The 11,010-nt window shown below is 37.4% G+C and carries 9 protein-coding genes; 8 read left to right on the forward strand and 1 reads right to left on the reverse strand.

Features of this window, described 5'->3' with window-relative positions:
• The first annotated feature begins 391 nt into the window (after positions 1 to 391).
• The 7 genes from NYE65_RS16895 to NYE65_RS16925 all read left to right on the forward strand — a co-directional run bounded on the left by NYE65_RS16895 (position 392) and on the right by NYE65_RS16925 (position 8,154).
• Positions 392 to 1,696 (forward strand): hypothetical protein, encoded by a 1,305-nt coding sequence (locus tag NYE65_RS16895; protein ID WP_340861304.1) that lies wholly within the window; start codon positions 392 to 394, stop codon positions 1,694 to 1,696.
• Positions 1,697 to 1,833: 137 nt separating this feature from the next.
• On the forward strand, positions 1,834 to 1,944 hold the full coding sequence (locus tag NYE65_RS16900) for a YjcZ family sporulation protein (RefSeq protein WP_340861305.1): 111 nt from the start codon (positions 1,834 to 1,836) through the stop codon (positions 1,942 to 1,944).
• A gap of 775 nt (positions 1,945 to 2,719) precedes the next feature.
• On the forward strand, positions 2,720 to 2,953 hold the full coding sequence (locus tag NYE65_RS16905) for a hypothetical protein (RefSeq protein WP_340861306.1): 234 nt from the start codon (positions 2,720 to 2,722) through the stop codon (positions 2,951 to 2,953).
• A gap of 829 nt (positions 2,954 to 3,782) precedes the next feature.
• Positions 3,783 to 5,081 (forward strand): hypothetical protein, encoded by a 1,299-nt coding sequence (locus NYE65_RS16910; protein ID WP_328176260.1) that lies wholly within the window; start codon positions 3,783 to 3,785, stop codon positions 5,079 to 5,081.
• Between the two features lie 176 nt (positions 5,082 to 5,257).
• Positions 5,258 to 6,445 (forward strand): M20 family metallopeptidase, encoded by a 1,188-nt coding sequence (locus NYE65_RS16915; RefSeq protein WP_328176206.1) that lies wholly within the window; start codon positions 5,258 to 5,260, stop codon positions 6,443 to 6,445.
• Between the two features lie 12 nt (positions 6,446 to 6,457).
• Positions 6,458 to 6,658 carry a DUF3311 domain-containing protein gene (locus NYE65_RS16920; protein ID WP_053344651.1) on the forward strand — a complete coding sequence of 67 codons (201 nt, stop codon included), beginning with the start codon at positions 6,458 to 6,460 and terminating at the stop codon, positions 6,656 to 6,658.
• Positions 6,655 to 8,154: a sodium:solute symporter family protein gene (locus NYE65_RS16925; RefSeq protein ID WP_340861307.1), complete on the forward strand. Its 1,500-nt coding sequence runs from the start codon at positions 6,655 to 6,657 to the stop codon at positions 8,152 to 8,154. The genes NYE65_RS16920 and NYE65_RS16925 overlap by 4 nt, the downstream gene beginning before the upstream one ends.
• 294 nt (positions 8,155 to 8,448) lie before the next feature.
• On the opposite strand, the gene NYE65_RS16930 is transcribed toward NYE65_RS16925, so the two are convergent.
• Positions 8,449 to 8,577: a hypothetical protein gene (locus NYE65_RS16930; protein WP_258832991.1), complete on the reverse strand. Its 129-nt coding sequence runs from the start codon at positions 8,575 to 8,577 to the stop codon at positions 8,449 to 8,451.
• 1,373 nt (positions 8,578 to 9,950) lie between these two features.
• Here NYE65_RS16930 and NYE65_RS16935 point away from each other — a divergent pair.
• Positions 9,951 to 10,979 carry a hypothetical protein gene (locus NYE65_RS16935; protein WP_328176204.1) on the forward strand — a complete coding sequence of 343 codons (1,029 nt, stop codon included), beginning with the start codon at positions 9,951 to 9,953 and terminating at the stop codon, positions 10,977 to 10,979.
• The last annotated feature ends 31 nt before the right edge of the window (positions 10,980 to 11,010 follow it).

The following is an 11,010-nucleotide window of genomic DNA, read 5'->3' on the forward strand; positions in this document are numbered from 1 at the left end:
CTAAGCATGCCCTAAACTCAAATTAGCGTCTTTCATCCTTTACATCCTCTTCCAAATACACCGATTTTTATTTAACGAATACTTAACGCTATTTTCGTTAAATGTATTATATAATTAAGAATAATCTATTTCAATACAATTTTCTGAATAAAGGGAAAATATTTTCTGGTAATTGTTGTAAAGTAAACAATGGAATGCGAAATCATTGAATGATTAAATCCTGCCATTCTTGAACTTACGTTAGATAAGTAAACCATATTAAGCATCACCGTTTATTCATGACAAACGGCGCTTTACTTGCTTGTATATTTGGATATCATTTTTATTCCCTGTTAGGGTGGGTTATTTTGATATAATAAAACGAATAGTATGATGTAGGGGTGAAAAAAACTTGTATAAAATTGGGGTTGTAGGTCCACTTTCATCTATAGAGAAAATTCGGGATGTTACTAATGAATTTGAACATGAAATTGATTTTATTGATTTTCCATATGAAGATGCACATGAGGTTACTGACATCATAAAAAATAACCAAAGTGCAGTAAATGGTTGGTTTTTCTCTGGACCGGTACCTTATAGAATAGCAAAAGGAATGTTGGATTCAGAAGCCAATATTGCATATTGTCCTCCTGTAGGATCTAGTTTATATCGATGTTTATTACAAATGTCTGCAGATCAAAAACATTTTTTCGATAAATTATCCATCGATATGATTCGATTGGAAGACTTTTTTTTGCATGAGTCGCTGCAAGAGCTGGGGATTTCCACCGAACATATTTATGTAAAAACATTTGATGAACAATATGATTATCAAGAAATTGTCCAATTTCATCTTCAGTTGTGGAGTGAAGGGGAGGTACATGGGGTCCTTACCGTTTTACAATCTGTTTATGAGGCCTTGAAGAAGGAAAGTGTGCCTGTCTACAAAATTAATATGACCAAAATGGAAATTCGGCAAGCGGTCAAGATTTTAATTGAAAAAGCAAAAAGTACTTATTTCAAGGATAGCCAGATAGGTGTCGAAATCATTGAAATTGATCAGTTTGATCAATTTGTTGACGAGGTAAATATTCGTTACCATCTGCAGCATTTGGAGCTTAAGATTAAACAAACATTACTTACATTTTGCGAAAAATTAGATGGATCCCTCATCGAAAATGGAAACGGACGCTATCAAATATTTAGTTCACGAAAGGCCATTGAACGGGAAATTGGCAGCTTGCGAAGTACTGTTCAACAACTGGCCCTAGAGATGGATGTTTCTGTTGCAGTCGGCATTGGTTTTGGTGAAACGGCTGCATCGGCAGAAATCAATGCCCGCAAGGCGATTCGTCATTCAAAAAAGAAAGAAAGTTCTGGAATTGTTGTTATTCAGGAAGATGGTGTAATGATCGAATCCGTAGGTCAAGAAGAACAATTGGCATACACCTTCCGTTCTAATGATAAAGAACTGCTGGATAAATTGAATCAGGCTAACATTAGTGTAAAAACGTATAAAAAGATAGAAGCATTGATTGATCGCATGGGCTGGGACGGCTTCACTTCCTCGGACTTAGCATCCCATTTATCCATGACCGTTCGAAATGCCCAGAGAATCATGAGTGGTTTGAGTGAAAGCGGTTTAGTGGAGTACAAAGGAGAAGAACTTCAATCACCTCGGGGAAGACCTCGTAAAATTTATATGTTAAAAAAGTAATACCTCGACGTTCTTCGTATTCACGTAAATGAAATTCGGTAACCGGTGAGATTATTGTGCCAATATCCCAATTAGAACATAAAGCAAAGGAACCCATTTAATTAATTCCTCCTTAAAACAAATAAGGAGATGTTTTATTGTCAAATTGTGGTCATCAATTAAATTGTGATTCTGATAACGATGTTGGTGGATTTGGTGGAGGTTTCGCTTTTATAGCCGTATTGTTTATACTCTTAATCAATGTTTGAGCTGCTTGTTATGGTAGCGGTAATGGAGCGGTCCAAGGATATGGCGGTTTCTGCTAAAAGCTCACCCGCTGTAACGAACAGAGTAAATAAGGCTAGTTTAAGGAGGATGATCTTTGTTTAAAAGGGTCATTCTTTTTAATTCCATTGATATCTGTATTGATTGTAAAGTATATTTCACGTTTTAGATCCCCAGTGGCGAAGAAACTTCATGATTCTTTTGGTTGATTTACAAACTGGCAGGTGCATAACAGGATCGATGGGTATTTTCCTTAGTTTCTAACACGCGAAATATCTATTTCTATACCAAGGCAAAAACTAAAAAATTCTATCCTCTGTACTGCAGGGAAAGGGATGGATACCTGAATGATAGCCCTTTCGCCACCCATCTTCCTGCATAAAATAATTAAGCCCGATAGATTGTGAGGGAGGTAATTGCTTGGGTGAAAAAAAGGATCAAACGCCTCTTCCAATAACCATTCTCACTGTTTTGAACCATTTATAAGCCCCAACCCCATTCCTTCATTAAATCCTGTTCAATGCTTTCCTAAAATTGATAAAACAGCATTTGTCAGTCAGTTTTCCAGTGTCATAGGTGATGTTACCATTCGTAACAATGTCTATATAGCGCCTAATGTAAGTTATACGTGCGGATGAAGGAACTCCTTTTTATATAGGATCCCATTCAAATATACAGGACGGAGTAATTTTACATGGATTATTCAATAAAAGGATTTTAGTTGGGACAAATGGCTATTCAATATTCATTGGAAATGAAGTGACCATTGCTCATGGTGCGATTGTCCATGGGCCTTGTTATATTGCAGATAAGGTATTTGTTAGTTTTAAATCCATTGTTTATACGGCAATTGTAGGAAGAGGCGCATTTATTTCTTATAATGCAGTAGTAACAAATGGCGTTCGAATACCGCCTGGTAGGTTTGTACCGCCAGGAGCTAATATTGATTCACAAGAAAAAGCGGATGCACTTTCAAAAGTGCCTAAAGCCTAAAGATAGTAAGGAATTTGCACATGAAGTTCAACGGGTCAATCATGAATTCCCCGCATCTTATCACCTGTTATTTGGGAAAAATCGTTGCTCCTGCGGATTTGCCTATGACCAGTAATAAGTATGGCTGGATCGGGTCATTCGTAGAGGATTCCAGAAATGCGAAGCTGTCATTGAGGCAGCTTTTTTATTGTTATGGGCGGACATTATAATCGTACCTAAGAGGAGATTTTTCGAATGAAAGTTGTTAACAAAATAATAAATTTAAAGAGGTGATGAGACTGGAAGGCCCTATCCCCTTCTTTGTTTTGCATTAATATTAGGGGTTTATATAACTCTCCCTAGCCCAAAAAAATATGCTATTTAATGAGTTTGAATTGGCCACCAGAGAAGCGTCTATAAAATAAAGCAACAATATTACTTCAAAACACCTATTTTAAAAAACATAATTAAACTATTAAATAACTTTTATATCCTACTTTGAGTACATAGAGTAGTGAATCATTAACTATATTTATCCGTGCAGTGATTATAGATGAATAACGTATACAACGTATTTTTCCTTCATGTTGCATGATAAAATGATACATAAGAGAAAAAATTTGGCGTGGGTATGAATAAAACTATATATTATAGCATTGGCTACCACATTTTTCTTTTTGCTGCTGGTATGATCAAGAGGTAACAAAAAATAAAAACAAGGCTCATACAATTTGAACAATAGTTAGACAGCAGAAGAATTAGGAATACGATATCATGACTTGGATTAAACCAGGATATTCTACAAATAACAATGAATCTATTACAGATGGTAAAGGAAGTCGATTACTGGATGTATAAAATCGGACTTGTCGGTCTAAAAACTTCTATAGAACAAATTTTAGCCGCGGCAGAAGAATATAAACATGACTTGGAATTCATCTCTTTGCCCTATGTAAGGACCGAAGAGGTAGAGAATATTGTAAAGGAACATGATTCACATGTACATGCATGGCTTTTTTCTGGTCCGCTTCCCTATGAAATTGCGGGAAAAACACTACGTACAGATAAAATAATGGTCCATGTCCCAGCTACGGAATCTGGTTTTTATAAATCCTTTTTAGAGATGATCTATGAACAAGGAAAAATCATTGAGCATCTAAGTATCGATACCATGTCCTCAAATAATATTAGCGAAGAAGCTTTATCACAGTTGAATATAAAAACCCAAAAGATATATACGAAAGTGTTTGAGACAGATGTTGATACGGATGAATTGGTACATTTTCATTTGGACTTATGGAATATGGGAAAGACAGAAGGCGCTTTTTCTTGTTTTCCGTCCGTGTGTGAAGCTTTAAGGGAATTGGGCATTCCAGCCTACCGTATGTCGATGAGTAAGATGGAAGTGAGGCAAACTCTTCGAATTCTTTCTGAAAAAGTAAAGGCATCCTACTTTAAGGATACACAAATAGGAGTCGAAATCATTGAAGTCGAATATTTTAATAAAGTGGCAGAGGAAATGAAAACTCCATATCATTTACAGTACTTGGAGCTTCGGCTAAAAGAAATGTTGATTCAACTCGGTGAAAAAATAAATGGTTCCTTTTCAGAGAAAGGGAATGGAAGGTACATGATTTTCAGTTCTCGCGGCGCAATTGAACGAGAAATCATTACGCTCGAAGAAACGATTGAAAAATTGGCTTTTGAAGCAGATACAACCGTTGCAGTTGGAATTGGCTTCGGCGAGACTGCCTATTCGGCGGAAATCAATGCTTTTCGTGCCATTCAACGTTCAAAAGAGATGAAGAAGCGAGAAATTGTGATTATTCAAGATGATGGCAAAATAATTGAATCACCAGGCAAAAAGAAAGAACTGCAATATGATACCCGTACCCATAATAAACCCCTTATAGAAAAGTTGAAAAACGGAAATATCAGTGTTAAGACGTATAAGAAGATATCGGCGCTTGTTCAAAGAATGGGCTGGAGTGATTTTACTACAAAGGACTTAGCGACACATCTAGAGATGACAGAGCGCAATGTACGGCGAATCGTTGCGGATATGTGCGAAGTTGATTTGGCACAATGCGTTGGTGAAGAGGCTAATGCCACCCGAGGAAGGCCGAGTAAGATTTATCAATTATTATGAATTGCAGGCACCCATAATTTGGGTGCTTTTTTAGTGTGGGAAAAACGTTTTTGAATTTTCGAAAAATATTGTAATGAAGACTGTATGAGATTATACTCTATTTAAGGAATTTTTTCCTTAAACTAACCTAAATTAAGGGTTGCTGTGTAAAATCAAACGAAAAGGGGTTGTAGCGTATGTCTCAAACCATAATGATTCATGATTTGATCGAGGCTGTTAAAGATGAAGTGATTGCTTGGAGAAGATATTTACATAAGTATCCGGAGCTGTCTTTTCAGGAGGAAAAAACAGCACAATTTGTTTATGAAAAGCTGCAAACATTTGGTGAATTGGAAATTTCACGTCCGACAAAAACGAGTATAATGGCTCGTTTGATCGGTCAGCAGCCTGGGAAGGTCATTGCACTTCGGGCAGATATGGATGCGCTTCCAATTGAAGAAGAAAATGATTTTGACTTTGTGTCACGGAATTCAGGAGTCATGCATGCTTGCGGACATGATGGGCATACGGCGATGCTACTCGGAACAGCAAAAATCCTTACACAGATAAAGGAGCAAATTAAAGGGGAGGTGCGCTTTTTATTTCAACATGCTGAGGAACTGCCTCCAGGTGGAGCTCAAGAAATGGTGAAAGCGGGTGTGCTTGATGGAGTGGATATGATCGTTGGCACCCATCTCTTGTCGACTCTTCCTTTAGGGAAAATTGGTTTGGGCTACGGTCCGGTGATGGCTGGAGCTGATACATTTAACATTACCGTTGTGGGGAAAGGGGGGCACGCCTCACAGCCTGAACTTACCGTCGATCCCATAGCAATTGGAACACAGGTGGTATCGAATCTCCAGCACATTGTTTCGCGGTATCGTGATGCCCAGGATGCCCTTGTGATTTCAGTGACCCAGTTCCATGGGGGAAGTGCGATTAATGTTATTCCAAGTAAGGTAAGCATTGGTGGATCAGTTCGAAGCTTTAATCCACAGCTGCAGGTAGAAATCCCGAATTTTATCGAACGGATAGTAAAAGGGATTACTGAAGCACATGGAGCTACATATGAATTCGATTATCAGTTTGGTTATGCTCCTACCATTAATGATGAAGAAGTTACCCGATTGATGGACGAAACGGTTTGTGAAGTATTTGGTGAAGAAAGTCGAGAGATTTTAAAGCCAATTATGGGAAGTGAAGACTTCTCTGCTTTTCAAGAAGTAGTTCCAGGAACTTATATTGGAATAGGGGCTCGTAATGAAGAAAAAGGGATTATATATCCTCACCATCATCCTAAATTTACAGTCGATGAACAGGCTTTACAAAATGGGGTGAAATTATATGTTCATGGGACTTTAAAAATGTTAAATCTAACATACTAGGAGGCTAAGAGAATGAAAAAAATATATTGGCTCGGAATTATCCCGTTTCTTGGTTTTATCGTGGGTGCCTTGTTTACAAATAAAGTGACTCCCTATGTTCTGGGTATGCCATTTTTTCATTTTTGGATTGTACTCTGGTCTGTGCTGACCACAGGTATAATGGGGATTATTTATCTGCTCGATCCTGCTAATCAGAAGGGAGATTCAAGATGAATATTTCCGTTCTTTTCATCCTGTTTTTTTTCGTCATTTCCGTTTTGATCGGTATCCAGGCTAAAAAAGGGAAAGAAATGGACTTGGAACAATGGTCGGTTGGAGGCCGCGGAATGGGAGCCCTTTTGATTTTCCTTTTATCCGCAGGTGAAATGTATACTACCTTTACCTTTTTAGGTGCAAGTGGCTCGGCTTATGGGGAAGGTGGTTCCATCTTTAGTATCGTCACATATGGCTGTCTGGCTACAGTCATCTCCTATTGGACATTTCCGGCAATCTGGAGGTATGCAAAGAGGCACCAATTAGTTTCCCAATCTGATTTTTTTGTAAAAAAATATCAAAGTCCCTACCTTGGTGTACTTGTTGCGGTTATAGGTGTTATAGCTTGTACTTGCTACTTGGTCCTGCAATTGAAGGGATTAGGATATATCGTGTTTGCAACATCATATGGGGCAATCTCTTCTACAGCTGCCATTTGGGTTGGAGCAATAGGTGTTACCATTTTTGTAATGGTTTCCGGTATTCATGGCTCAGCCAGGACAGCTATTTTGAAGGATATTCTAATTCTAGGCATTATCGTATTTCTAGGGGTTTATTTCCCCATGCATTATTATGGCGGGCTCCAGCCTATGTATGAGGCCATTGAACAGGCAAAGCCGAACTTTACCATACTCCCAGATCAAGGAATGAGTGTATCGTGGTATATATCGACCGTTGTGTTAAGCTCTATTGGATTTTATATGTGGCCGCACGGGTTTTCTCCTATTTATGCTGCCTCTAGCGAGAAAGCCTTAAGAAAAAATGCAATCCTAATGCCATTGTACCAATTGATTTTACTGTTTGCCTTTTTTGTTGGATTCGCCGCTATCTTACAGGCACCAGGATTAAAAGGAAGCGACGCCGATCTGATCTTGCTGCAGCTTTCAAAACAGGATTTTGATCCATGGTTTGTGGGCTTAATCGGTGGTACAGGCGTGTTAGCCGCTCTAGTTCCATGTTCCATGCTGTTGATGTCTATATCAACGTTGCTTTCGAAAAATATATATAGCGTATTCACTCCATCAGCAACGGAAAAACAGATTGCAAAACTGGTAAAATACATGGTTCCGCTTATTTCTCTTTTAGGAATATACTTGACCTTTCAGGGTGGAAATACCCTCTTTAGTCTCGCGTTAATAGCCTATAATTTCATCACACAACTTGCTCCTGCCTTTTTCGCCAGTTTGATGAGAAATAATTTTGTAACAAAACATGGAGCATTTGCCGGGATTATAACAGGAGGAGTGCTAGTTTCCATCATGGAACTGGGGAATATAAAAATTGGTCAACTGTTTCCCTATCTTCCTCAAGCAATAAAAGACCTGAATGTGGGTATTATCGCCCTATTTGTTAACATTGTTGTCTTAGTTGTGGTCAGTTTGATGACAAAAAACTTTACTTATACTCATCAAGATACTGACGATTTGGAGACATCAACACTAGAGCAGAAGATCTAATGCAAAAAGAATAAAATAGCTAACTCAACATGATTTCTCACATTCACATCCGGTTTAAATATGTAAAACGAAGTCCTTCCAATTAAAACTTTCCCAGGGTCAGTTTTGCAGCACTCCATTTACAGTTTGGAACGCTTTTAATGAATTGGGCTTTTTGGAATCAAAGTTGGTCCAGTGTACACAGGATAATTCAATGATCGCTAGAAGGGGACCTTTGAGAATTGTTCTTTTTAACAATGAAGAGTGCCTGCATTTGAAACAAACCGGTCTAATATGACCGGTTTGTTTCAATAGTTACTCTGATTTAGAGCTCTGATCTTTATTTCTTTTATTTCCTTTGCTGTTGTCCCCACTAACAGGGGTTTGTCCGTGTAATTGCGGCGAATTTTGGTTACGGCTGCCTTTATTGAATTTTTTTGTCATGTCTCACATCTCCTTTCTTTTTTCAAATACAGTTTGTCCTTTTTTGGAGAACTTATGTTTCTCACTTGAAAGGAACAACTTTGTAATATTTTTCATTCACGGCTAGTAAGGTAGCTCAGTAGGGAGGATAGGTAGAATAATCATTACCTGTTGAAAAAAGCTCAGCCCTATGGAGTTACAAAGGACTGAGTTAATGTCTTAAAACGCTTGTCGGGCATCCAGTTTATCAATCTGGAACCGTAAGGGGAATTGCCTTTCGCCTTTGAGGGATCTTGCACAGACAAGGCGTACAAATTGGCTGTTATGACGTTGAAAGTGCTAATAATGAAGATAAAATACTCGTAAGGGAATGTTCGTAGGATCTTTTAACATAGTTCATTCAAGAGGTTTTAATTACATAATTCTTACTTTATTTTTAAAAAGCTTGCGGTAGTGGTTTGTAGCTCTGAAAAAAAGAACAGTATATACAGATAACTGATCTCAAGGGTACATGTGGCATTCTTTTTTAAAGCATGCATGAGTGATCGTTCCTTTCTTATTGTAATTTCATCAATTATACTAATGAATTTATACAAAATCTTCCTCTTTGTTAGATTACCTGCCATTGTTTTTCTGGATGTACGATTTTGTTGAAACAGGATCGTTCACCATGGCCAACTGATGCCATGTATATGGAGGAGGCTATTCTACGTGGCTCAATAAACACTTGCTATTTTGGTAAGGGGCATCATTCTTTAACCCTAAGTACGGAATATGACATAGGTGATTACTTTTATCCACTCAAAATTACAGTCCATAGGTTCCTGTTCCATTTACGGTGATTAAATTAGGTAGGAAGTCGCAACGTTGCTTTTCTGATCTCAGGGTTTTAGGATCATTACTCGATCAGGTCAATAGAGGAATGCTACTTACTCTTCATTACTTACATATATTCAAAAAATGAAGAAAAATTCGATGCCCGGTTGATTTAGAGCCCTGACTTAATGACATATAAGCTCAGGCATTTTCTTGTATTTCTCAACTGTTATCAACGAGGCGGTCCATCACCATAAATCAGGTTATAAAACACTAAAATCCTCCTCTTGATCTCATGTAACACTGCCATGCCAGGTGTTAAGAAAATGACGAATCATGACATTGCCATATTAAGAATGAAAGCTCTAATGTGAGTGGTAATGAGCAAGAAGTTGTATTTTTTCAACATTCGTTGAATTCTGAAAACTATCGTGTTAAAATTTGGTAGCACCAGCAATCATATTACGTATTTACATATTAATAGGGCCCTATTATTCAGAAGATTGCTAGATTTTTTCACATCTAGACTTTAGTGATTTACTGCGTAAAAATAAAATCAATAGATTGGAGCTAAGTTAATGGGTGTAGATACTAATGCAAGTACGAAGAATAAATTAAAAGTTGATTATGTGTTTACAGATGCAGAGAATCAACTTCTTACAAATAAATTTTTGGAGTTAAAATGTAATCCTTATGAAGATTACACTTCCTTTCGTTCAGAAATCGAAAACATTGTCGAAAACGATGTTGAAGTAAAAGATATTGTGGAAAAAATAAAAGCAGCCGGTAATAGGATTTGGAAGGAAGAACCTTACTTATACCTACAAAACTGCCCTATAGATAAAGATGTTCCTATTTTTGACCATGAATCACCAGTTCAATCAAAAAGAGAACTTAAAAAAACATATGTTGGGGAAGGTTTTCTTCAATTCTATGCTCAAGCCATGGAAATGCCAGCTATTGGATATATAAATGTAAATGATGGCGATGTCTTTCAAGATATCTATCCCATGAAATCTTTATCAGAAACACAATCACAAAAAGCACTGGTGGCCTTAGGATTCCATAAAGATTTAGCAAATCATTTCGTTCGGCCTGATTTTGTGAATATGTTATCAATGAGGGCCTATGAAGGAAATCAAATCTTTACAACATTCGTCAAAAATATTGATTTAATTCAGAAACTTGATCCTTCTGATTTAAATTTGATGCGTCAAGAACTCTTCTATACACCTTTTGATGATTTATCGACATATGGAAATCGTACTGAATTAGGGCGTGCAAAAAATCACGCCATCCTATTGAATGAAGAAGAATTTGATATTGCATATTTTGAAAATCGGACAGTGGGTCTTACGGAAGAAGCCCAGGGAGTTGTAGATAAAATAAAAGTTTTACTACATGAATTAAAGGCTCCGCACCTACTAAAGGCGGGTGAATTCATTTCCTTGTCAAACAATCATTCTATTCATGGTAAAGATGTTGAAGAAATCACGGATGTGGAAAAGCAAAGAACTCGTTGGATAATGAAAACCGTTAATTTGTGGAGTTTAGAAGAACATAAAGAGCACTATGTAGATGGTACAGATTGCATTGTAAACGGATAAATAATAAATCTGTCGGGAGTTAGCTCCCGGC

The sequence above is a fragment of the Peribacillus sp. FSL R5-0717 genome, from assembly GCF_038002945.1.
Classification (GTDB): domain Bacteria; phylum Bacillota; class Bacilli; order Bacillales; family DSM-1321; genus Peribacillus; species Peribacillus frigoritolerans.